Source organism: Emticicia fontis (assembly GCF_054779675.1).
The window spans coordinates 64289-88766 of sequence record NZ_BAAGXU010000014.1; the positions used below are offsets into that span (position 1 = coordinate 64289).

The 24478-nt window shown below is 38.5% G+C and carries 19 protein-coding genes; 8 read left to right on the plus strand and 11 right to left on the minus strand.

Annotated features, from left to right (window positions below; all coding sequences use genetic code 11):
- Positions 1–66: 66 nt before the first annotated feature.
- From ACYVFA_RS08405 to ACYVFA_RS08415, 3 genes are all read right to left on the minus strand, one after another.
- Positions 67–1413 carry a D-arabinono-1,4-lactone oxidase gene (locus tag ACYVFA_RS08405; RefSeq protein ID WP_460471372.1) on the minus strand — a complete coding sequence of 449 codons (1347 nt, stop codon included), beginning with the start codon at positions 1411–1413 and terminating at the stop codon, positions 67–69.
- Between the two features lie 186 nt (positions 1414–1599).
- The gene (locus ACYVFA_RS08410) at positions 1600–1962 is read right to left on the minus strand and encodes a hypothetical protein (protein WP_460471373.1); all 363 of its coding nucleotides are present in this window, start codon (positions 1960–1962) and stop codon (positions 1600–1602) included.
- An 80-nt stretch (positions 1963–2042) separates the two neighbouring features.
- Positions 2043–2597 carry an RNA polymerase sigma factor gene (locus ACYVFA_RS08415; RefSeq protein ID WP_460471374.1) on the minus strand — a complete coding sequence of 185 codons (555 nt, stop codon included), beginning with the start codon at positions 2595–2597 and terminating at the stop codon, positions 2043–2045.
- 146 nt (positions 2598–2743) lie between these two features.
- On the opposite strand from ACYVFA_RS08415, the gene ACYVFA_RS08420 reads away from it, so the two are divergent.
- On the plus strand, positions 2744–3217 hold the full coding sequence (locus ACYVFA_RS08420; RefSeq protein ID WP_460471375.1) for a hypothetical protein: 474 nt from the start codon (positions 2744–2746) through the stop codon (positions 3215–3217).
- Between the two features lie 81 nt (positions 3218–3298).
- On the opposite strand, the gene cysM is transcribed toward ACYVFA_RS08420, so the two are convergent.
- Positions 3299–4180 (minus strand): cysteine synthase CysM, encoded by an 882-nt coding sequence (cysM, locus tag ACYVFA_RS08425; RefSeq protein WP_460471376.1) that lies wholly within the window; start codon positions 4178–4180, stop codon positions 3299–3301.
- A gap of 65 nt (positions 4181–4245) precedes the next feature.
- Positions 4246–5055 (minus strand): serine O-acetyltransferase, encoded by an 810-nt coding sequence (epsC, locus tag ACYVFA_RS08430; RefSeq protein ID WP_460471377.1) that lies wholly within the window; start codon positions 5053–5055, stop codon positions 4246–4248.
- Between the two features lie 296 nt (positions 5056–5351).
- Here epsC and htpG point away from each other — a divergent pair, with 296 nt between their 5' ends.
- Positions 5352–7160, plus strand: coding sequence for a heat shock protein Hsp90 family protein (htpG, locus tag ACYVFA_RS08435; protein ID WP_460471378.1), 1809 nt, complete (start codon positions 5352–5354; stop codon positions 7158–7160).
- A gap of 68 nt (positions 7161–7228) precedes the next feature.
- Here the strand turns inward: htpG and bshA are convergent, their stop codons facing one another.
- Positions 7229–8365, minus strand: a complete 1137-nt coding sequence (gene bshA / locus ACYVFA_RS08440; protein ID WP_460471379.1) for an N-acetyl-alpha-D-glucosaminyl L-malate synthase BshA — start codon at positions 8363–8365, stop codon at positions 7229–7231.
- 130 nt (positions 8366–8495) lie between these two features.
- Here bshA and ACYVFA_RS08445 point away from each other — a divergent pair, with 130 nt between their 5' ends.
- The 4 genes from ACYVFA_RS08445 to ACYVFA_RS08460 all read left to right on the plus strand — a co-directional run bounded on the left by ACYVFA_RS08445 (position 8496) and on the right by ACYVFA_RS08460 (position 13082).
- Entirely contained in the window at positions 8496–9362 is an 867-nt protein-coding gene (locus tag ACYVFA_RS08445; RefSeq protein ID WP_460471380.1) for a geranylgeranylglycerol-phosphate geranylgeranyltransferase, read from the plus strand.
- Positions 9363–9414: 52 nt separating this feature from the next.
- Positions 9415–11046, plus strand: coding sequence for a glycerol-3-phosphate dehydrogenase/oxidase (locus ACYVFA_RS08450; protein WP_460471381.1), 1632 nt, complete (start codon positions 9415–9417; stop codon positions 11044–11046).
- Between the two features lie 12 nt (positions 11047–11058).
- Positions 11059–11769 carry a glycosyltransferase family 2 protein gene (locus ACYVFA_RS08455; RefSeq protein ID WP_460471382.1) on the plus strand — a complete coding sequence of 237 codons (711 nt, stop codon included), beginning with the start codon at positions 11059–11061 and terminating at the stop codon, positions 11767–11769.
- A gap of 62 nt (positions 11770–11831) precedes the next feature.
- A complete protein-coding gene (locus ACYVFA_RS08460) occupies positions 11832–13082 on the plus strand; it encodes a hypothetical protein (RefSeq protein WP_460471383.1) in 1251 nt (416 codons plus the stop codon).
- Here the strand turns inward: ACYVFA_RS08460 and ACYVFA_RS08465 are convergent.
- The 5 genes from ACYVFA_RS08465 to ACYVFA_RS08485 form a co-directional block, all read right to left on the minus strand.
- Entirely contained in the window at positions 13072–13830 is a 759-nt protein-coding gene (locus ACYVFA_RS08465) for a tetratricopeptide repeat protein (RefSeq protein ID WP_460471384.1), read from the minus strand. The genes ACYVFA_RS08460 and ACYVFA_RS08465 overlap by 11 nt on opposite strands.
- 23 nt (positions 13831–13853) lie before the next feature.
- Positions 13854–16184: a tetratricopeptide repeat protein gene (locus ACYVFA_RS08470; protein WP_460471385.1), complete on the minus strand. Its 2331-nt coding sequence runs from the start codon at positions 16182–16184 to the stop codon at positions 13854–13856.
- Between the two features lie 81 nt (positions 16185–16265).
- The gene (locus tag ACYVFA_RS08475; protein ID WP_460471399.1) at positions 16266–18335 is read right to left on the minus strand and encodes a prolyl oligopeptidase family serine peptidase; all 2070 of its coding nucleotides are present in this window, start codon (positions 18333–18335) and stop codon (positions 16266–16268) included.
- Positions 18336–18442: 107 nt separating this feature from the next.
- The gene (locus tag ACYVFA_RS08480) at positions 18443–19615 is read right to left on the minus strand and encodes a glycosyltransferase family 39 protein (RefSeq protein ID WP_460471386.1); all 1173 of its coding nucleotides are present in this window, start codon (positions 19613–19615) and stop codon (positions 18443–18445) included.
- A 52-nt stretch (positions 19616–19667) separates the two neighbouring features.
- On the minus strand, positions 19668–21047 hold the full coding sequence (locus ACYVFA_RS08485; RefSeq protein ID WP_460471387.1) for a class I SAM-dependent methyltransferase: 1380 nt from the start codon (positions 21045–21047) through the stop codon (positions 19668–19670).
- Between the two features lie 223 nt (positions 21048–21270).
- Between ACYVFA_RS08485 and fdhD the strand changes: the two genes are divergently transcribed.
- Both fdhD and ACYVFA_RS08495 read left to right on the plus strand, forming a co-directional pair.
- Complete coding sequence (gene fdhD, locus ACYVFA_RS08490; protein ID WP_460471388.1) at positions 21271–22152, plus strand: formate dehydrogenase accessory sulfurtransferase FdhD; 882 nt, start codon at positions 21271–21273, stop codon at positions 22150–22152.
- The gene (locus ACYVFA_RS08495) at positions 22130–24475 is read left to right on the plus strand and encodes an FdhF/YdeP family oxidoreductase (RefSeq protein WP_460471389.1); all 2346 of its coding nucleotides are present in this window, start codon (positions 22130–22132) and stop codon (positions 24473–24475) included. The genes fdhD and ACYVFA_RS08495 overlap by 23 nt, the downstream gene beginning before the upstream one ends.
- The last annotated feature ends 3 nt before the right edge of the window (positions 24476–24478 follow it).

Sequence of the window (24478 nt, forward strand, 5' to 3'; positions counted from 1 at the left end):
TTAACCACGGAGTAACACCGAGCGACGGTCGCCCGGTGTTACTCCGTGGTTGATAATGCCAAAATATTAACTTCCAAATAGATTCTTTCCTATAAATGCGTTTCTGAATTTGCCTTTAGGGTCATATTGAGCAATCAACTTTTTAAAATCATCCAGTTTCTCAATACGAGACTGCAAGACCTGCGGAGACATCGTAAACAACTTACCCCAATGCGGGCGAGCATTAAAAGGGGCTAATTGTTGTTCAATCTGAGGTAAAAGCTTCATAACTGCGTCTTTCTCCTGCTTCCATGTAAAATGGATAATCGCACAGGCTTGTTTATAACCGGGGCTCATCCATAATTCGTCCGCTGCCATTGTCCGTACTTCGGTAATGAACAAATGTGGGGTTATCTGTTCATGTAATTTTTCAATGGCCATCATAGCTTTGTAACCATGCTCAAGAGGCACAAAATACTCAGCTTGTAATTCTTTTCCACTACTTGGCGTAAAGCCCATTCGGAAATGCGGCATACGCTCATACCACGGACCTTTTACACCCAATTGTTCTGTACAATTCTCAGCCGACAATGCTTCTATCGGGTGAACATTCTTATCATACGCCTTGGCTCCGTAAAACTCGGGAGCAAAGGTGTTTGTATCAGTTTCCTCAAAGCGGCTTTTGATCCATACCTCATTTACGTTTTTATTACTCCAATCGGTAAATAAACTCACACTATATCCGCTTGACATGATGGTTTCAAAATTTTTCTCCAACTCTCCCATCGCCAGATTTTTATAAACCACCTGTTTCATACTAAAGGTAGGTAGTAGTTTAAGTGTAAGCTTTGTTACTACTCCTAATGCGCCTAAACCAACCACGGCTCCATGAAAAGCATCTCCATCTTTCGCTTCCGAAAGATTTACTACATTTCCGGCAGCATCTACAAATTCTATGGCAGATACGGCCGTTGCCAGATTGCCATTTTTTACACCTGAACCATGGGTAGCAGTAGCACAGGCTCCGGCAACAGAGATATGCGGTAGGGAAGCAAGGTTATGAAGAGCAAAACCATTATCGTCCAGATATTTACATAATTCGCCATATTTTATTCCTCCCTCAACTGTAACCGTACTATTGGCTTTATCTAAAGACACTATTTTATTCAATCCTGCGGAGGATATCTGATTATCCAGACTATCAGCTATTGCATTAAAAGAATGCTTAGAGCCTAATGCCCGAAGTTTGTCATATTTTTTTATCATTTCCTGCACCTCCTCTACCGTTTTGGGAGTGTATACATTGTCGGTGCTATAAGTGAGGTTACCTGCCCAGTTGGTCCGGGTTTCTCTTTCTTTACAAGCCATTAATTGTGAGAGTATACTTCCTGTCATAAGCGCGGAAGAGGTTTTAAGAAATGTTCTTTTGTTCATAGGTTTATAGGGTACGATATGATAATGAGTAGACAGGCAATTTATAGAAATATTACGCAAATGCAAAAAGATAAAGCTTTTGTTATATAAATAACTATGCTTAAAACACTAAAAACCAACAAGGGTGACAAGTACGCATACCTGCCACCCCTGTTGGTTCATCGGCTTTGTATCAAATAGCTTTTTCTATTGTTCGTCCATTGCTTTTTCTTCTCTTCTTTCATCCCATTTACCCCAGCGGCTTCTCATTCTTCTTTTGAATTCGCTACGTTCGTCAGGGCTCATTTTATCCCAACGTTCGGCCATTCTATGTTTCCAGAATTGAGCGCCACCCCAATGGCCACCACCCCAGTGTCCGCCACGGAAACCACCAAAAAGGATTTTCGATAACACTAACAGACCCAGGGCCTGAGCAAAAGTAATCACACCTAAACCAAATATACTTGGTATGAGCCAATTCCATAGGCTCATTACTACAAATCCACCTAGTAGTACAAAAGCCACGATGAAAATAAAACCTTTAGCAAACCAAAACTTAAATCTTCTCATTTTTTTATCTATTTAATGGGCAACTCGTTGCCCCTGATTGAATACTATTAAAATTGTTAATTGTTTGTCGGTTCAAATGATTATAGAAATAAATCGTCGTACAGATACCGGAGTTTATCTCTCAGAAATAAAACAGCCTGCCGTTTCTCTGAAATCAATTCACTGACCTTGACACCCGTCATGGTTGAAATTTCTTTGAATGATTTGTCTTCCAATTCATGCATTTCAAAAACAAAACGTTGATGGCTCGGCAATTCTTCCAGAGCTTCTGACAATGCTTCCAGGATAGTTTCCTGCATCATAGGATCTTGTGTGGATGAATCGGGTAACATATCAAATAAGGATATACCTTCTTCATCTTCGCCCATTCCCTGCACGATATCTTCCAAAGCATCTGTTTTTCTTCTGCGATAAAAGTCGTTGATTTTATTTCGGGCTACAGTAAACAACCATCTAACTGTCTGGTCGATAGGTTTAGTTAACCGATACATTTCTACCAGTTCGTAATAAACCTCCTGCAAGACATCTTCGGCATCAGACAAAGAGGGCACCCGCTGCCGGATAAATCCTAACAGTCGCTGTCTTTCACCGCTGATGGTTTGCTGAATTTCTTTATTTTGTTCGGTAGTTGTCATCAATTATCTAAACATAGCCATTTGATTTTGTAGACGCATGGCATAGTTTTTTATGTAATTTCAGGGAAGAGCGGTAAATATGATTTACGAGTGGTAAATTTTATCTACTTTTGCTCAAGTACTTCACCTTAATTATTTTGATATTTATGAAAAAAATCGCACTTTATTGCAGCTTTATTTTCGCCTTAGGCGCTTGTAAATCAAAAACTACTGAAACCCAGACAACTGAAACAACAACAGCCAATGCCGACACCGTAGCTACTGCTACAGCTCCCGCGGCTGAAACCTTATGTTTTGAAGAAAAAATTGGCAAAGACCTCACAACTGTCAGTTTGAAAATTGAAGGAAACAAAGTAACCGGAAGAATGGAATGGCTACCTTGGGAAAAAGACCAGGCAAGAGGAACATTAATAGGTGAAAAGAAAGGAAATGAAATAGTAGCCGACTATGAATACATGATTGAAGGCTCAAACCAACTGGAAGAGAAAGTTTTTGTATTAGAGGGCGACAAATTATTAGTAAAAAGTGGTGAACTAGAAGATAAAAACGGCAAACTGGTAATGAAAAACCCAGGTAAAGCTACTATTGGACAGACTTTAAAGAAAGTAGCTTGCAAATAAAACTTGTAATAAAAAATAAGGGGTGTTTAATAACACCCCTGAATATTAAAAGTCCTTATTTACCTAGCTTTGGGCAAATTATCAATCCGCATCGCCAAACAGATTGCTACTCAAATACCTATCTCCCCTATCGCAACAGATAAATACAATTACACCACTTTCCAGTTCCTGGGCGAGTCTTATGGCTGCGGAGGCTGCTCCTCCACTACTCATTCCGGCAAAAATACCTTCTACTTTCGCTAATTGGCGAGCCATATCTGTCGCTTCTGCCTCTGAAATATCCATTACCCTATCTACACGACTGGGGTCAAAAATCTTTGGCAAATATTCAGTAGGCCATCTTCTGATACCCGGAATTGAAGAATTTTCAGTAGGCTGGCAACCCACAATCTGAATGTCAGGATTTACTTCTTTCAGATACATAGATGTTCCCATAATTGTACCCGTAGTACCCATAGAGCTCACAAAATGCGTAATCTGTTGCTCGGTATCCTGCCAGATTTCAGGGCCGGTAGTTTTATAATGTGCCAGATAATTGTCAGGATTGGCAAACTGATTCAATAAAAAATATTCTCCGGTAGCACCTTTATCCTCAGCATAATCGCGACATTTCTCTATATTTTCGAGTAGAGTTACTTTTGCACCGAAGGCTTCCATGGTGAGTGTACGTTCACGAGTTGAGTTGGATGGCATTACCAGTTCTATCTCCAAATCGAATAAACGGGCAATCATAGCTAAGGCAATACCTGTATTTCCACTCGTTGCTTCAATAAGTTTCATTCCCGGCTTAATGTCTCCGCGCTCAACAGCACTTCTGATCATATTTAATGCAGGGCGGTCTTTTACACTTCCTGCTGGATTATTCCCCTCTAATTTACCATAAATCTTTACATTCGGATTCGGATTCAGTTTCTTCAACTCTACTAATGGGGTATTACCTACCAGGTCAATAATTGTTGCCATGCCAAACTAAGCTATTTTATTTCTTTAAGATTGTTGTACGTATCTGTTTTCTAAGAAGATTTCAATTAAACCGCTTCACGCTCTACTACCTTAATTTCAGGCTTATGATAGACCGTCGAATAGGCAGGTACCGATTTAGTCAACCAAACGTTACCACCAATAATGGAGTGTTGTCCGATAACGGTATTTCCTCCTAAAATGGTGGCGCCTGAATAAATCACTACATAATCTTCTACCGTCGGGTGACGTTTGATATTCACCATTGATTTATCAACGCTCAAAGCGCCTAAGGTTACTCCCTGATACAATTTTACGTGTTTGCCTATCACACTCGTTTCACCAATAACTACTCCAGTGCCATGGTCAATAAAGAAATATTCATCAATCTGAGCGCCCGGGTGTATATCAATTCCCGTTTTTGAATGGGCGTATTCTGTCAGGATACGAGGCAATAAAGGAATTTCAAGCAGGTGCATTTCATGTGCCAGGCGATAAAAAGAAATGGCATAAAAGCCCGGATAGGCTCTTATTACTTCAAATTCGCTTTTAGCGGCGGGGTCACCTGTCAGGATTGCCTGAATATCGGTTTTCAGCGTTTCATAAATAAAAGGAATTCTTTCAAAAAACTCATGCGCTCTTCTTTCTGGTTGGCAATCTTTGCATTGATAGGTAGAAATCAGAATATTTCTTAATTCTAATTCAAGGTTTTTGAAATGAATTTCTATTTCCTCTTCTGAATGAAAATATTCCTTCGTTTGCTCCGGAAAAAGCAAGCGTACAATCCGCAAAGCCCATGTTGAAATCTCTTTGGTAGGTGGCACTGGCTCAGCATGCTGGTGTTTATCAAAGAGATGCTGAAAGAAAAGCTTATTCATAGTTAATTCTTTAAAATGTACTCTATGCCTGAGATAGACTTACTAGATATGTACGATAACACCCAAAACTATGCCACCGTTCCTGATTTAACGAAAATACGAAAAAAAAGCGTTTACTAAAATACATATTTTTTTGACATTAAAGTCTCTCCTTTGCCCTTTTGACTTAAACGCTCAGTTCATACTTCTGATATTTCTGCCAATATGTCAGTTTTTAAGGCTTTTTCTGGTGCTTGGAATACTAATTGTTGTAGGCTGAACATCGTTTTAAAACAACATAAAATTTAGATATACTTATGGTAGCTGAAAAAGGTACAATTTCGATTAACACCGAAAACATTTTTCCGATCATTAAAAAGTTTCTTTATTCTGACCACGAGATTTTCTTGCGTGAGTTGGTTTCTAATGCTGTCGACGCCACACAAAAGCTAAAAAAACTGGCTTCAATGGGTGAGTTTAATGGTGAATTAGGAGAATTGACCGTAAAGGTTTCAATCGATAAAGAAGCTAAAACTATTACTATCTCTGACAAAGGGATTGGTATGAGTGCCGAAGAAATCAAGAAATACATCAATCAGATTGCTTTCTCCGGAGCAAAAGAGTTCTTAGAAAAATACAAAGATACACAAGATACTAATCAGATTATCGGTCAGTTTGGTTTAGGTTTCTACTCAGCCTTTATGGTGGCTCAGAATGTAGAGATTATCACTAAATCATTCCGCGATGAACCTGCTGCCCGTTGGATATGTGATGGTAGTACAGAATTTGAGATTTCGGAGGTTGAGAAAGCAGAGCGTGGTACTGATATTATCTTACACATTGCACCAGATTCAGAAGAATTCCTGGAAAACTTCAGAATCCAGCAGATTCTTGAAAAATATGCCAAATTCTTACCTGTTGAGATTGAGTTTGATGGCAAGGTAATTAATAATCCGAATCCAATCTGGGCAAAATCTCCATCTGAATTAACAGAAGAAGATTATAAAAACTTTTATAAAGAGCTTTATCCATATAGCGAAGAGCCTTTGTTCTGGATCCACCTGAATGTAGATTATCCGTTCAATCTGACCGGGGTATTATACTTCCCGAAAATCAAGAAAGATTTCCAGCTAAATCGTGAAAAAGTACAACTGTATAGCCGTCAGGTATTTATTACAGATGATGTAAAAGACGTTGTACCGGAATTCTTACAAATGTTACACGGGGTGATTGATTCTCCGGATATTCCTTTAAACGTTTCCCGTAGTTATTTACAGGCTGATAGCAATGTAAAGAAAATCAACTCACACATTACGAAGAAAGTAGCGGATAAACTACAGGAATTGTTCCGTCAGGACAGAAAAGGATTTGAAGAGAAATGGGAAAGCGTAGGTGTATTTGCTAAATATGGTATTGTATCAGATGATAAATTCTACGACAGAGCCAAAGAATTTACATTATTGAAGAATGTCGATAATGAATACTTCACGCTTGATGAATATCGTGAAAAAGTACAGGCTAATCAGAGCGATAAAGAAGAGAAAGCGGTATTCCTGTATGCCAATGATGCTAATCAACAAGATGCTTTTATTTCGTCAGCTAAAAAACGTGGCTATGATGTATTAATCATGGATTCTCCTTTGGATGCCCACTTTATCAATGCTTTAGAGTCTAAACTAGAGAAAGTAACTTTCAAACGTGTTGACTCAGACAGCATCGAGAAATTGATTGACAAAGGTCTGGCAATGGAAAGTGTCTTGAGCGAAGACGAGAAAAAACAGGTAGAAGAATTGTTTAAGGCAGTAGCCGGCGCAAACACTATCCAATTGGAATCGCTTCCGACAGATGAAATGCCTGTAACTATCACCCAACCAGAGTTTATGCGTCGTTGGAAAGATATGTCTCGTATAAGTGGTCAGAACGATATGTTTGGGATGATGCCAATGGGAAACAATGTGGTAGTAAATACCAATCATGCTTTAGTTGATAAACTATTGAAAACGACTGATGCTGATGCGCAAAAACAATTGGCTAAACAGTTGTATGATTTAGCGCTATTGGCACAAGGTATGCTATCAGGTGGTGATTTAACCAAGTTTGTAGAAAGAACTGTTGCAGCGCTTTAATTGACATTGTATATAAAACGAGCGCGCCTCACAAATGACTTGTGAGGCGCGTTCGTTTTATATAATTCTTACTGAACAACTTCCTGTTCTTTCAATATCCTTTCGTAGTAAGCCTCATACTTCGGTACAATCTTCGAAATATCAAATTCCTGAGCACGAGCCAAAGCATTAGCTTTAAATGTTGGCAAGTTTTCGTCCTGTAAGATATAATAAGCATTTTTTACCATATCTTCAATATCTCCCACATTACTCAAGAACCCAGTTACACCATGTACATTTAATTCGGGTAGACCTCCAGTATTCGTAGAAATAACCGGAACTTCACAAGCCATTGCCTCCAAAGCTGCCAAACCAAAACTTTCTTTTTCAGATGGCATCAGGAATAAATCAGCTACTGATAGTACTTCTTCTATCGCATCTAATTTACCTACAAAACGAATATCTTCACCTAAGCCCAAATCACGGCTTAGTTGCTCCATAACCGGACGTTCAGGGCCATCACCTACGAGTAATAGTTTACTTGGCACAAGCGTTTTCAACTTGGCAAAAACCTTGATAATGTCATCAATACGTTTAACACGACGGAAGTTAGACGTATGCACCAGAAGCTTTTCGTCATTAGGGCAGATAATGCGTTTAAAATGCTCCTTCTTCTGTTTTTTGAAGCGTTCCAAATCAACAAAGTTCGGAATCACCTCTATTTCTTTTCTTACCCTGAAAGCATTATACGTTTCTTTCTGCAAATCTTCTGATACCGTAGTTACGCCATCAGATTCGTTAATACTAAACGTAACCACAGGTGATAGCGTAGAATCTTTGCCTACGATGGTAATATCGGTACCATGTAAGGTTGTAATAACTGGTATATTTATACCCTGACATCTTAATATCTGCTTCGCCAGAAATGCCGAAGTAGCATGCGGAATCGCATAGTGTACGTGAAGAATATCCAGCTCTTCGTATTTCACCACATCGACCATCTTCCCTGCCAGAGCAGACTCATAAGGCGGGTATTGAAAAAGCGGATAACTAGCGATGTTTACTTCGTGGTAAAAAATATTTTCATTGAAAAAATCTAGCCTTGCCGGCTGCGTATAAGTGATAAAGTGTACTTCATGACCATTTTTTGCGAGTCCTTTGCCTAATTCAGTAGCAACAACCCCACTCCCTCCAAAGGTGGGATAACAAACGATTCCAATTTTCATAGATGCGGTTTATATACCTGTTTCTAGTACAACAATTTTTTTTGAAAAAAATCTCAAATCATCACATTAAGAATTTGTGTTTTTTGAATGGATGCCATTTGTTTCAAACAATTTTAGTATTTTTGAGAAAATGAACACTACAGAATCCCTGAAAACGATAAGCGCTTTTTTTCGACTGGTTCGTGTCAACAACCTTCTCATTATTGTATTGACCCAATACATGGCTCGCATCTTTTTAGTTGGCCCGAAAGCAGAATGGTTATCATACATATTTGACTACAAGCAATTTATGCTCGTATCTGCCACCGTCTGTATTGCTGCCGCAGGCTATATAATCAATGATTATTTCGACATAAAAATTGATATGGTCAATAAACCACGAGAAGTCATTATTGGTAGGCTTATTACGCGCCGCTGGGCTATTCTTATTCATCAGATGCTCAATTTTATTGGTGTGGCACTTGGCTTCTTTTTAGGATTAAAAGTTTTTTTAATTAATGTTTTTGCCGTATCTGCGCTCTGGTTTTATTCTGAAAGATTTAAGAGACAGGCATTTATCGGTAATTTTCTGGTAGCATTTCTTACCTCTTTTTCGCTGATAGTGCTGGCGGTGTTTTATAAACAAAATGAGATGTATGTCAATATATACGCACTCTTTGCTTTTTCTATTTCATTAATCAGAGAAATCATTAAAGACATGGAAGACATCAGAGGTGATGCGCGATATGGCTGTCGGACACTCCCTATTATCTGGGGTATCAGACGGACAAAAATCCTTTTATATGTATTCATCGTGATTTTTGTCTCTATCCTGTTCTTTATGGCTTATAGCCTGCATAACAGGTATCTGATAATTATTTTCAGTGGCTCGATTATCGTCTTTACCTGGCTGATGAATAGACTCTATTGGGCCGACCGTAAGAAAGATTTTACACTATTGAGCCGAATCTGTAAAATTATCATGCTGGGTGGCATTACAAGTATGATTTTTGTTTAATAAGAATTGAATATGTTATATATCTGTGTAAGAGACAACACTACAACCTATTATGAATAGAACTCAGAATTTGGCGCGTATACAAAATGAAGAATTTGATATTTGTATCATAGGTGGTGGTGCAAGTGGAGCAGGTTGTGCCTTAGATGCAGCGTTGCGTGGTTTGAAAGTAGCACTCATCGAAAAAAATGATTTCGCGGCCGAAACCTCTTCAAAATCTACCAAGCTTATACATGGAGGTGTACGATATTTAGAACAAGCATTCAAGAATTTAGATTTCGGACAGTTACGTCAGGTAAGACATGGGCTGGAAGAACGCCATATTGTCATTAAAAATGCCCCTCATTTAGCTCATCCATTGGCATTGATTACACCTGTTTTCAGCTGGATTGAAGGAATGTATTTTACCATTGGCCTCACGATTTATGGCTTTTTTGCTAAGAATGACACCATGCCTAAAGCTCAATGGCTGAGCAAAAAAGAAACCTTTGAAAGAATCCCGACACTTACGCCTAAGTTACATAGTTCGGTAATGTATTATGATGGGCAATTAGATGATGCCCGCTATTGTCTGGGTTTAGCGCATAGCGCTGATGAACAAGGTGTAGCAGTGGTGAATCATGCAGAGGTGGTGAGTTTTGGTAAAGATGCATCAGGAAAGATTATTTCAGCAGATATAAAAGATTTATTGGGAGATGTCTCAGTCACCATCAAATCAAAGCTTTTTATCAATTGCACAGGGCCATTCGGTGACCATATCCGATTATTGGCTAATCCTTCTTTAGAAAAGCGTTTGCGACCAAGTAAGGGAGTACATATGATACTGCCTGCTGATGTTTTGAAAAGCAAAGATGCCATGCTGATTCCCAAAACGAAAGACGGGCGTGTGGTTTTTGTGATTCCGTTTGAGGGGGATGTGATGGTAGGTACTACCGATGATGAGTATAAAGACCTGAAAAAAGAGCCGATTCTGGAAAGTCAGGAAATTGATTTTCTTCTCGATACCCTTCGCCCCTATCTCGCTAAAGTACCTGACCGCTCTGCCATCAAATCTGGTTTTGGAGGATTACGTCCGCTTATTGCCTCATCAGGTTCTAAAGCGACCAAAAAATTAGTGCGAGACCATGAAGTAGAGCATGATGATACGTCAAATCTATTGAGCCTTTTGGGTGGCAAATGGACAACTTATCGATTAATGGCAAAAGATACGATTGATGATGCCTGCCAACTATTGGGCATTGACAAGCCTTGTACTACCGAACATCATTATCTGATAGGCGGAGAAAACTATCATTTTGAAGATTGGCAGACTATTCAGCAAGAATATCAATTGGAAGCAGATATTTGCCAACACCTTTTGCAGAAATACGGTACGCAAGCAAAAGAAGTATTGAAGCGAGGAGAAAAAGAAAGACTTCACCCGAAATATCCTTTCATCAAAGCGGAGGTAGTGTATACAGCAAAGGAAGAAATGGCTTGTACACTTCGCGATTTTCTTGCCCGACGCATACGCATGGAATTACAAGACTGGCACGCAACCTATGAAACGATACAACCAGTTGCCGACCTGATGGCTGAACAATTAGGCTGGGCAGCAGAACAGAAAGAAAGAAATATCAAAGAATATCAGGATTTACTAAAAGGTTTTATGCAAAGTGCAGCTGTTCATGCCAAGGCGCATTAATCTCTTCTAATTATGCCACACCATAAAAAGAAATTATTAATCATTATCCCCTGTTTCAATGAAGAGGCTTCTATTGCTAAGCTATTGACCGAACTTCTGGCTTTAAAAACGGCTTATGCTTTAGACATCGCCGTTGTAAACGATTGCTCAACTGATAATACGCTCTCCGTTATACGCTCATTCCCTATTATTGTGCTCAATCTACCCGTCAATCTGGGTATTGGTGGGGCTATGCAAACAGGCTATACATATGCTTATAGGAATAATTATGATTTAGCCGTACAAATGGATGGAGATGGGCAGCATCCTCCTGCCGAACTGGCCAAATTATTGGCACATCATGAAAAAACTCAGGCAAATGTTATTATAGGTTCAAGGTTTATTGCCCGAGAAGGTTTTCAATCTTCGCTTCTCCGTCGTAGCGGCATAGCCTATTTTCATATGCTCAATCAATTATTTACAGGTAAACGCGTGCTGGATATTACTTCCGGTTTCCGTTTGTTTGATAAAAAAGCAATCGCTATAGCTGCTCAAAACTACCCTGATGAATATCCTGAGCCAGAATCATTAGTGGTATTTGCCAAGGCAAAACTGGCTATTGAAGAAATAGCAGTAGTGATGAAAGAACGTCAGGGAGGGCAATCATCCATTCGTTCTTTATCCAGTATTTATTATATGATTAAAGTAAGCATTGCTATGTTTTTCTCTTATATCCGGAAATAAACCCCTATAATTGCAAGATAGTCGGTTCTTTTATTATTTATCCGTAATGCCCCATTCCTGACATGAGTCCATCGGCCACTACAAAACAATCGGGTTTCAGAAAATATCAGTTTTTATTGCTATCGACTTATGTTTTGTATGCAATAGCTATTTATATCTACTCCAATTTCCCGGCACTTAATCAATACTTTTATGGGGCAGATGAAGGTACATATTTCAGACAGGCTTTACAGGTAAAAGTAGAAGGTTTTTCGGGATTCAAGATTTTGTGTGATGAGTTTGTTCAAAATGCCAATCAGGAGCAACTTTTCCCGAATCCGTTGCGTGTGGGGCATATTCTTCTGGCTACTATTGCCGTTAGTTTCAATGTCTCTATTCAATCTTTGTCTTTTCTCTCTCTTTTCTTTTTTATCCTTTTAAATACAACCTTATTTATATTTCTCAAAAAATGGTTCGACGAAAAGACGGCAACCATTATGTCGTGTATCGTAACGGTTTCTCCATTGCTTTGTAGTCTTTCAGGACGGGCTTTATCAGATGTAGATTCCTGTTTTTTTCATATTCTGGTATTATTCACCTTTATCCAATACATTCAATCACCCAGCAATAAGCGATTTATCTATTTCATAAGTGCACTGGTACTTAATATTTTGGTAAAAGAGACAGGAGGATTTCTGATTCCATTTTATACACTAACCCTACTCTATTATAGATATTCTCAAAAAAAATCAGCCATCTTAAACTGGCATATCATAGGTTCAGTAGTATTACCCGTTCTGATAAGCGGATTAATCGTCATGCTTCTGGTAGGAGATTTTTCTTCGATTATTGCAATTGTAAAAGTGCTTATACGAAATAATGTTTCCAGCAATACATTGATAGATTATGTAAAAAACTATAATTCAGGACCCTGGTATCTATATATTATCAATTTTCTCTTATTATCGCCTTTGACTATCCTTCTGTTTTTGGTATCTATTACTTATTACCTTATTCAATCCAAAAAACATCCGGTTATTTCTATCATTCTTCTCTATATAGCCTATTCTTTAGTTATTTATAACTTTCTCCCTAAGAATGTAAGATACGTTGTTCAGCTAGATGTACTTATCCGAATTTGTAGCATATTTTTCCTTATCAATACCCTTTCTTATATTAAACTTCCAGCAGCCAGAAAAAACTTTGGTTTAGTAGCTATAATCCTGATTCTGATGTCTTACGACATCATCAATTATCGCAAGTTTTTTGTAATAAGAAAGATTTATGATCCAATCAGTTACGACTTGCTCAGAACAGAGAAGATTATTCCTTAGCGACGCCAACTTTCATTTTTTCAGCATTAGCCCAATCTATGTTGTTTTTAGCTAATTGATTGTTGGGTTCAATCGCTAAAACCTGATTGAATTTTACGATGGCTTCATCATATTGTTTTTTCAGCACCATAGCCGTTCCGATATTATTGATGAAAGACGTGTTATTATTTTCTTTTTTGAGTCCTTCTTCCCAAACACTTATACTCTTGTCATAGCTTCCCAGATATAGATGCAAAAGTCCTAGCTGAATATAATAATCTGTATTCTTTTCAGCCTCAGGCTTTTTTTCCAGTTCTGCTATCTGGTTTTGAGTATTTGCTATTTCATTATTAGCCCATTTCAGGTTATTTTTGGCTAACTCCAGATTAGCATCCAATGCAATGGCTTTCTGGCAATAATCTATTGCCAAAGAGAAATTTCGGGTCATAATATTTACCACACCCAGATTATTATACACTACCGCACTATTAGGCATCAATTGCAGCGCCTGCTCGAGATACGGAGTAGCGCTAGTAGGCATATTATTATTAATATAAGCTACCGACAGATTAACTAAATTGGCATAATCAGGGTGTGTTTTTACCTTATTTTCCAGAGCAGGTATTTCTGAGGCTTTATCTACTCCAGTAGACGCGGAATCAGATGTATTATTAAATAATAGCAATAAGGGCAATAATAATAGAACGATAATTCCTCCTATAATCAAACTTTTTTTATATTTAGGCGCAGTAGATGTCGTTTCTTCCATATAATTGAAATCTTAAAAATTGATTATCTTTTCTGGTTCTGATAAGCCTCTGTAAGGTTATTTCTTAATAAAGTATTATTCGGATTAATCTTCAATCCTTTCTCACCTTCGGCAATAGCCATATCCCATTGCTTCAATCTATTATAGGCTGCACAGATATTGTTATAAGCCAAATCATAATCAGGTTTCAAGGTTAATGCTTTCTTACAGGCTTCGATACATTTTTCAAACATATTATGATTAAAATATACCAGGCTCAGGCTGATATAATTCTCAGGTGACGGTTTTTGTTGGGCCAATTTTTCTGCATTACCCACCTCATTTATACTGTTTTCTGCAACTGCCAGATTATTTTTTGCCAGTTGAAAATCAGGTTTTAGCTGAATCGCTTTTTTCAGATATTCCTGCGCTTTATCATATTCTTTGAGCAAATTATAAGCCGAGCCGATATTATTATAGGCTTCTGCATAATCAGGGTTTAGCTGAATAGCCTCACTATTTACCTCAATGCTTTCTTTATACTTCCCTACCTGATAATAGGCCAGCCCCAGATTCAGAAATTTTTCAGGGCTTGGGTTCTTGCTGACTTCGTCTCTTTGCAAAGCTAGTTGACTCTTTCTTAGTTCAGCAGATTGTTTGAAAAGTTGGGCATCAATACTAGCAGGTGCTATTTGCAGTGTAGATTCCGCTAGTGCTTTCAATTTGGCAAAATCTTCTTGCTGATCGTATATTTTCATCAACAACTCCCGCGCCGGTAAATATGCCGGCGAAATCTCAATAGCTTTTGATAAATATGGTGAAGCTTCTGAATATCTCAATTGATTAAATAGAAAACGACCATAAAAAAACCAAGGTTCAGCCGTCAGGCTATTGGCAGCTAAGGCACTTTTAAAATATTGTTCAGCATTAAGTTTATCTCCCGTTGCCTCTTTCAGTACACCCATATTGATATGTAGCGTAGGGTAATCAGGTGCGAGTACCAATGCCTGAGTAAAGTATTTATCTGCTTCTGTGTATTCTCCTTTGCCCATTTTGGATAGTCCATAATTCATCAAACCTCTTGAATTTCCGGGACTTTTCACCGTTACATCATACCATAAGGTTTCTTCTGTTGCCCATACCTTATTTCTCTGATAAGTGCCCACGGCATAAGCTACCAGAATAATCCCGATGCCTGAAAAGATGAACGTAGCATACTTCTGGTAGAATGTTTGATACTTCATCAATATCAAGCCAATTGTCCAGATAACACTCAGTATAAGTCCTACAAAAGGGAAATACATCCGGTGATCGTTCATTACCTCAGCTAAAGGAATAATGCTGGAAGTTGGAATAAGCGCCAGAAAAAACCATACAATACCAAAGCTGATTGGTCGGTTAGTTGTTTTTTTTGAGGTAAATATGGCTACCCACAGCATCAATACAATAAAAACACAACCAATAAAAAAACGGATATTCCAGATATTTGATAAAAGTTGCCAGTCAGTATCAGCGCTTAAATGAATCGGAAAGAAAAGCGTAACAAAATAATAGCCGATTACGAAAGGCTGAGTAATCAGATAAAGTAATGGAGAATTGCCCCCTGCCTGCCAGGTATGTGGCGTAAATTTATCAACCCACCAATACATTAAGCCACAAAAAACAAACGCCGGAATAACTTCTAGTATACTTTTACCGACTTGTTTAAAATTTGCAGCCCTGAAAAAGTCTGTCAAACTCAGTTTTTTCTCAAATAAGGTAATATAAAAAAATAATATCGGTGCAAACATTACTGCCGGAGGCTTAGCCAATGCACCAATGCCCACGGGAATGAGGTAAAGAAATGTCTTTTTACAAAAAGGAGAATAAGTATATAAGAGAAAAGCCAGTATAACAAAAAAAGTAGATTGGATATCTGAGCGAGCAATGACATAATTTACCGTTTCAGCCATAGCCGGGTGCAATAAATACCAGGCTGTTCCACCCAAAGCCAGATAAATATTCCAATCGTTTTTGTAGGAAATATTGAATATTTTCAAAAAAAAGAATAGCATCATTCCCCCTTGTAGTAAAAATAGAATGAAGCTTGATAGATGAAAATAAAACAGATTATATCCACCTCCTAACCAATAATCTATTGCCAGCGAAGTACTTACAATCGGACGATAGGACTGGTTGGAGGGAAGGGTACTAAAGGTAGTAGCATCTGTGAAAAACGAAGGAATGTTTTTCAGATTCCTTATATAAAGGTTGTTTTCAATGGTATGAGAATCATCAAAATGAAAAGCATTGTTAAAGTGATTGCTGTAAACAACACAGGCGACAACAATAACTAAGGCAAAATAAAGCCAAGGAAAATCCTGATTTTTTTTCATCGATGGTTGAATAGTTTCTTTAGGCTATTGGTGGAAATAAAAGCAAGAGAAGTAGTTTGACTTCTCTTGCTTAATATCTATTTACAAATTTAATACTGTCCCCATATTCCACCAGATGAAGGCATAAATATCGGCTATTTGTTCTATGTTTTTAGCGGTATTACTGGCACCATGACCTGAATTGGTGTCAATTCTGATTAACAAAGGATTGCTACTGCTTTTGCCAGCTTTTGCTTGTAAAGTAGCTGCATATTTGAATGAATGCGCAGGCACAACACGATCGTCATGGTCGGCAGTTGTAATCAATGTGGCCGGATAATTTACTCCCTCTTTAATATTATGTAAGGGAGAGTAGGCATACAATGCTTTAAATTCATCCGCATTATCAGCCGAGCCATAATCTGCAATCCAGTTCCAGCCGATAGTAAATTTCTGGAAACGAAGCATATCCATTACCCCTACCTGTGGAATCGCTACTCTGGCTAATTCTGGTCTTTGGTTCATCACTGCACCTACCAAAAGCCCACCGTTTGAACCACCACGAATGGCAAGGTGTGCATTATCACAATATTTCTGTGCTATCAGGTATTCGCCTGCTGCAATGAAATCGTCAAATACATTCTGTTTTTTCAGTTTCATTCCTTGTTCATGCCACTTCTCACCATATTCGCTACCTCCTCTTAAATTGGCTTGTGCAAAAACACCACCTTGTTCCAGAAAAGGAATCAACAAAGGACTAAAGGCAGGATTTAAACTAATATTAAAGCCCCCATATCCATATAATAATGTAGGGTTTTGCCCATTCAGGTTGATTCCTTTTTTATAAACAATAAACATAGGAATCTTGGTGCCGTCTTTACTTGGGTAAAACACTTGTTTGGTTTCAAAATCAGATGCTTTGAAATCAACTTCCGGTGCACGGAAAACAGTGCTTTGTTTAGTAGCTATATCATAGCTGAAAATAGTAGAAGGTGATGTGAACGAAGTGAAGGTATAAAACACTGCTTTGTCGTCGGCATTACCCCCAAAACCTGAGGCTGTTCCTAAGCCCGGCAATTTGATTTCATTCTCCAGCTTTCCTTTCACATCATACACATAAGCACGGGTAGTTACATCTTTCAGATAAGTCAAAAACAATTTCCCACCTGCTACACTTGATGATTGCAAAGGCTCAGGCTGCTCAGCCACTACTGATTTCCATGAACCGTTAGCAGTATCGAAACTTTCAATCTTTTCGTTTTTAGCATCTTTATTCGTTTGAATCAACAGGGTTTTACCTACATTTTCAAGTACGCCATACGAGAAATCTGTTACCTCAGCTACTACTGGCTTGAATGCTTTGGCATTGCCTTCTTTATAAAACAAGGCATTCCCATCTTTCCCTTTACCACGGTCGCTTACTGTAAGTATAGCAAACTGCTCGTCTTCGGTAGTACCCACTGTATGAAAACGCTGTGGATTGGCTTTATCTTCAAATACCAAAGCATCAGCCTCTTGCGAAGTACCTAGTTTATGAAAAAACACCTGATGATTTTCGTTTTTTGCGGCCAGAGCGCTACCATCCGGTTTTGGATAGCGGCTATAATAAAACCCATCTCCCTGCCAGGCAATGCCTGAAACTTTTACCCATTCAATTTTATCCGACAGGTCTTTTTTTGTAGCCATATCCATGATAAAGATTTCCTGCCAGTCAGAGCCTCCCTTTGATAAAGCATAGGCAGCATATTTACCATCTTTCGATAATTGAAATTGTGCCAGACGGGTAGTAGCATCTTTAGACAATTTGTTAGGGTCTAGTACGACCTCTGGTGTACCATTCAATCCTTTCTGGCGATATAATACTGACTGGTTTTGCAACCCATCATTTTTATAAAAATAATACCATTCACCTTTGCGGCTTGGCGCTGAATATTTAGCGTAGTTATAGATTTTCTCCAATCGCTTTTTCAAAGTTTCACGATAAGGAATTTTTTCCAGATAACTGAAAGTGACCTGATTCTGTTGCTTCACCCATTCAGCAGTTTCAGCCGAGCGGTCGTCTTCCAGCCAACGGTAAGGGTCTGCAACGGTAGTGCCATGATAATTATCCCTTTGGTCTATTGTTCTGGTTGTGGGATAATTCAATTGAGCCATCAAAAAAAATGGAGCCATAATAAACGCGGTAGTGAGTATGCTAATTGGTTTTTTCATAGTAAGAGATGAATTTTATGCTACAAAGTAAATACTATTTTACAAATAATGAGAATAGGAATCAGGTGTTAAATCAGAGGTACTTCTTCTTTAACAAAAGGTCTGGCGACTCTTACCAATAAAACGATAAGCCAGATACATAAGAAGAGCCATAATATAACATCCATTGTTTCTGAAAACCCTCTCCATGTGCCTCTGGTAAGAGAATCTGCATAGTCCCAGGGGAAACCGCCACTCCAGAATGTATACACCGAAAATAAGAATATACCTCCAAGTAGGCTATATACCATATATAATTCTATTCCTAAAAATATAGCCGTTGGGGCAAGCCAGCTCAGGTATTGTACTGAAAAACCGGGCGTCAATGCCAGGAAAATCAAGAATGTAAGGCCACTATTAAAAGCTGCCAATCGTATTTTATCTGGTTGTTGTGAATATTGAGCCTGTTTAGCCAGAAGATAGCTACTGATTGAGATAAACAGTAAAATATAGATTTTGAGCACACTATCCAGTTTGTTTAGTGCTATTGATTGGCTTAATAACTTAGTAAATCCCCAATTACCGAGCAGACTTTTATATAAAAATACATTGGTAATAATACCGCCTGAGTCTTTGATTAGATTATAGGCAAATCCCAGAAATAGTGGAATCAACATGGTGCTAAAGAACTGTATACGGGATTTCCAGTTCTGACAAATGAAAAAGAAAGCAGGTACACAAATCAATGGAACAATCTTGATATTGAAAGCACAACCAAAAACAAATCCTGCCAATAATAGATGTTTCTTCACTAGCATTACATACAAGGATAGCAGAATAAGACAGATAAATACCGGATCGGTATTGCCATGAAATCCACTTACCATAACCAATACGGGGCTAAATGCTACCAGAAGACCACATATCATTGCTTTTTTTTCAGGCATAAATTCTTTTGCCAGTAAAAAAACCAAAAGACTGTTGCCTATATCAGCCAGAATAGCTGGAATCCTCATCAGCAATGGAAAATAGGTATCACTAGCTCCCAGTATTTTATTCAAAAAGAGCAGAAACATACTCATCATTGGCGGATGGTTATAGATACCTATGAGCCGATAAATAGAAACTGCATCATTCTCTGCAACAGTATGCATGAAGGTACGCCAATAGAGAATATCATTAGTACCAAACGTATGGCTTGCCAGCCAAAGTTTGAAGAGCGTTATAACGGCAATGGCGGAATAAAGTAGCTTTTTATTCACAAATTAGAAAATTTATAGTATTTCAGAATAAATTCAGGTTAAGTTCAAAAAATTAGCTGATCGTATTTTTTTCATCAGCCTTCAGTAATTCTTGGAACATATATAAAACAGAAGGCGTACTCTCGGCCTCTATATAAATCTGATACGAAAACATATTTTTCCATAGCCAGATACCTGCCAGATTGATAGCCAGCAAGGCTCTTGAAAAAAAATTATCTCCTATTGATTTCGGATACGGCGCCGGAATACCCCTTACTCTGGTGATTTTCAGCCCTGCATCGGTAATGAGTCTTTTAAAAGTTGAGAAGGTAAATAAACGCGTGTGGGTTTTATCAAGAATCCCACTTTTGCCATAATTAAAATAGCCCAAAAACAGCATAATTCTGAGCGCAAAAAAGCCAATATTCGCCGTTGTCAATATCAACTTCTGTTTCTTCTGCCCCATTGATTTAGATAGCTGAAACATAAACTGCTCAGGATTAACGATATGTTCCAATATATCAAGAAACAGAATGCAATCGTATTCCTGTGTAGGGACCGAAAAGGACTTATTCAAATCGGCAATAATATGTTTATCCAATTTAAACTCATCCGGAATATCAAACTGATCTAAGGTTACCACACTGCAATTTTTCTTTTTTAGCTCATGCCCAATGCCATACGGCCCCGCACCTATATCAATTACTTTCGATCCTGCGGGCACTCCTTCAATGGCATAAGTATGCGAACTCGCATAGCCTAATTTTAAACTATATTGAAGGTTATCTTTAATAATATCGAATTTATCCAGATAAAAAATACCCAGCGTATGCAAGTACGCTCTTAGCAATACGCCTATAATTTTCAGTTTAGCCTGATAGGTAATCGCAACAGGCACTTCGCTTCTGATTTCCTGGTAGGCAAAATCTGACAAAACAATCTGAATAGCAATTTCATTGACAAAGGTTTCGTCGTCTGCATTAAACAGGTAAGGAATTCTTGCCAGATGCTCAATATGATAAATACATATTTGCGGGAAGAGATTGAGCTTCTTTTTAAATACCTTGCGCTGAATAAAATTAACAAGACCGATTCTTACAGGCACTTTATCACCAATTGTAATATAAGCTTTCCCCTCCTGCATCGGCAGAATAATTTTAGGTAAAGCTAATTTCAGGTTATGGTATTGAGCAGTGGAAAGTAAAGCCACAAAATCATAATTCTTTGCTCGGGCATATTCAAAAACTACTTTATGAATTTTGCCTGTTTCTTCGGTTTCAATAAGCAAAAGATATTCTGATGAAGAAAAATGATTTAGAAGTGACGCGTTAGTAAGTATTAATCTGGTTTCAATATATTGCTCTGTATAATCCTTTGAAGAAATGAATTCGTCTGCACTTAATAATTGCTTGTCTTTATCGGGCAAAACCGCTATCAGAATTCTTTGTTGCATAGGAGTTTAGGTCAGAAGAAATTGGGTTCAACGGATAACAGAACGCTGGCGATTTAGTTAATACATGGATATGATGCATAAACATATTCAATATTTCTTAAATTCGCAAAAATCAGGGGTTGATAGAGTACGGTGGTTTATTCAGTGGTAGTTAAATAGACTGCAACGCTGTAAATTCTACAACTTATATTATTCGAAATAAAACAGTATTCAATCCTGCCACATGGTCAATCCGGTCAAATCTGATAATATAATTAAATTTAATGGTCAAGAGCCGTTTGAAAAGCCTGATTTAATAGTGGTTGAAGAACCGCTGGAAATCAGAATAGGCTATGGTGCAGCTGATAACCGTCAACAAAAAAGTATATCTGTAACGATGCGAACACCCACAGGGCATGATTTTGAACTGGCTATGGGATTTCTGTTTACTGAAAACATTATTAATCATTTCGACCAGATTCTCTCCATTCACTATTGCACCGATAATCAACAAAATTTGCAGGAGAATATTGTCAGAATAGAATTACAGCCCCATATTCAAATAGACTTTCAGAAACTGGAACGCTATTCATACACAACTTCCAGTTGTGGTATTTGTGGCAAAGCCTCGATTGAGGCTATTCAGTCGGAATGCGCCACTCCTATCACTTCGTCATTGAAGGTCTCTGCCGATTTTATTTATCAGTTGGCAAACATTGTTGAAGAAAAACAGGTTTTCTTTAAACATACTGGCGGCTCACATGTAGCAGCATTGATAAAACTGGAGAATCAGGAGAAAGGTGAATTATTATTGCTACGTGAAGATATTGGCAGACATAATGCGCTGGATAAAGTAATCGGCGCAGCCTTGCAGCGTAATCTCTTGCCACTCTCAGATACCTTGCTGTTTATGAGCAGCAGAGCAAGTTTTGAGCTGATTCAGAAAGCAGTGATGGCAGGTATTTCTATAATGGTATGTGTAGGAGCACCTTCCAGTTTAGCCATTGAAACCGCTCAGACTTTTGGAATGGCTTTGATAGGTTTTTCCAGAAAAAACAGCTTTAATATGTATAGCGGAAACCCAGAAGTAATTACCGGAACTTATGAAACAAGAACAGATAAATAAGCATATAGCAAGCGTTAATTCGCTTACACCCACCGATTTTACAGGTATAGAAATAGAAAACCCTGCCAAAGAAGCGGCTGGAATAAAAGCCGTACTATCTTCTTTTAAACACATTTTTGGAGCAATGCCTGTCAACAGAGGGTTAAAAGCAATGTTGCATCTGAATCAGAAAGGAGGAATTGATTGCCCTAGTTGTGCATGGCCTGACCCCGATGGTGAACGTTCCAGAATAGCAGAGTACTGTGAAAACGGAGCTAAAGCCATTGCAGAAGAAGCGACTACGCTCAAAGTAACTCCTGTATTTTTTCAGAAATACTCAGTGGCCGAACTCTCTCAGAAATCTGATTACTGGCTCGGGCAACAAGGGCGTTTAACCCACCCGATGATTCTTCGGGAAGGGCAAACGCATTATGAAAAAATAGCTTGGGAAGACGCTTTTCAGTTAATTGGGCAACATCTCAATCAATTGGCATCACCTGATGAAGCGATTTTTTACACTTCCGGCAGAACTAGCAATGAAGCGGCTTTCTTATACCAGCTTTTTGTGAGAATGTACGGCACTAACAATTTACCTGATTGCTCCAATATGTGCCATGAATCCAGCGGTTCTGCTTTGGGAGAAACTTTGGGTTTGGGAAAAGGCTCAGTAAAACTGGATGATTTTGAGAAAGCAGACGTAATTATGATTCTGGGACAAAACCCCGGTACTAATCACCCAAGAATGCTGACCACTCTTGAAAAAGCCAAAAGAGCAGGAGTAAAAATTATTTCGGTGAATCCCTTAATTGAAACCGGATTATTGAAATTTAATCACCCACAAGAAGTGCGCGATTTGGTATTTGGTGGAGAGAAACTCACAGATATCTACTTACAGATTCGCATTAATGGAGATTTAGCCTTATTAAAAGCTTTTAATAAAATATTATTAGAGGCAGACGAAAAGAAAGGCAATGTGCTGGACAAAGAATTTATCAAAGAACATACAGAGGGATATGATGAATTAATAGAAAACCTCAAAAAATACGATTTAGAAAAACTGGCATCTGATTGTGGTATTCCACTTAGTGAAATAAGAGAAGCGGCTGAATTGCTCATTAAACACGATAAGATTATCGTTTGCTGGGCTATGGGCCTTACCCAGCACAAGAATTCTGTTCCCACGATCAAAGAAGTAGTGAATTTACTATTACTCAAAGGTAGCATAGGCAAAGAGGGTGCTGGTACTTGTCCGGTACGCGGGCATTCAAATGTGCAAGGCGACCGCACGATGGGTATTTATGAAAAACCTAAACCCGAATTTCTGAATAAGTTAAAAGAAGTTTTCCAGTTTTCGCCCCCACGCAAGCATGGATATGATACGGTAGAAGCCATTAAAGCGATGGCCGAAAAGAAAGCGAGCGTCTTTTTAGCTGTGGGAGGTAATTTCTTATCAGCCACGCCTGATACTGAATTTACCGCTAAAGCGCTGCAAAACTGTGATTTAACTGCGCACGTATCTACCAAACTTAATCGTAGCCATTTAGTGCATGGCAAAACCGCCTTGATATTGCCTTGTCTGGGCAGAACCGATATTGACCTGCAAGCTACCGGGCATCAGTTTGTGAGTGTAGAAAACTCGATGGGAGTTGTACATAGTAGCAAAGGCATACTAACCCCACCAGCTGAAACATTGCTAAGCGAACCAGCTATTATTGCCGGAATTGCGAATGCAACTTTCACCAATAAGCCCTCCACTGTGAGTTGGGATTTCCTCATTTCAAACTACGACCATATCAGAGATTTGATTGAAAAGAGCATTGAGGGCTTTGAAAATTATAACAGGCAAGTCCGGCAAGAAGGAGGCTTTTATCTCCCCAATGCGCCACGTGACAGAAAATTCACTACTGCTTCAAAAAAAGCCCAATTTAGTGTAAATGTCTTGCACACAATTCAGTTGAAAGAAAACGAATATCTGATGATGACCATTCGAAGCCATGATCAGTTTAATACAACCGTCTATGGTCTGGATGACCGTTATAGAGGTATTTATCATGAGCGAAGGGTTATTCTGATGAACGAACAAGATATAAAAGAGGCCTGTTTACAGACGTATCAGGTAATTAACTTACACAATCATTTTGGGGGTATAACCCGTAGTGCTGAAAGATTTATTGTGGTTCCTTACAGTATTCCATCCAGATGCGTAGCCACTTATTTTCCTGAGGCCAATGTATTAGTACCTATTGATAGTTATGCAGACGTTAGCCAGACACCAACCTCAAAGTCGGTTGTGATTACCCTAGAACCTGTGCTGGAATCGGGTAAGATTGTATTGGCAAAATAGAAA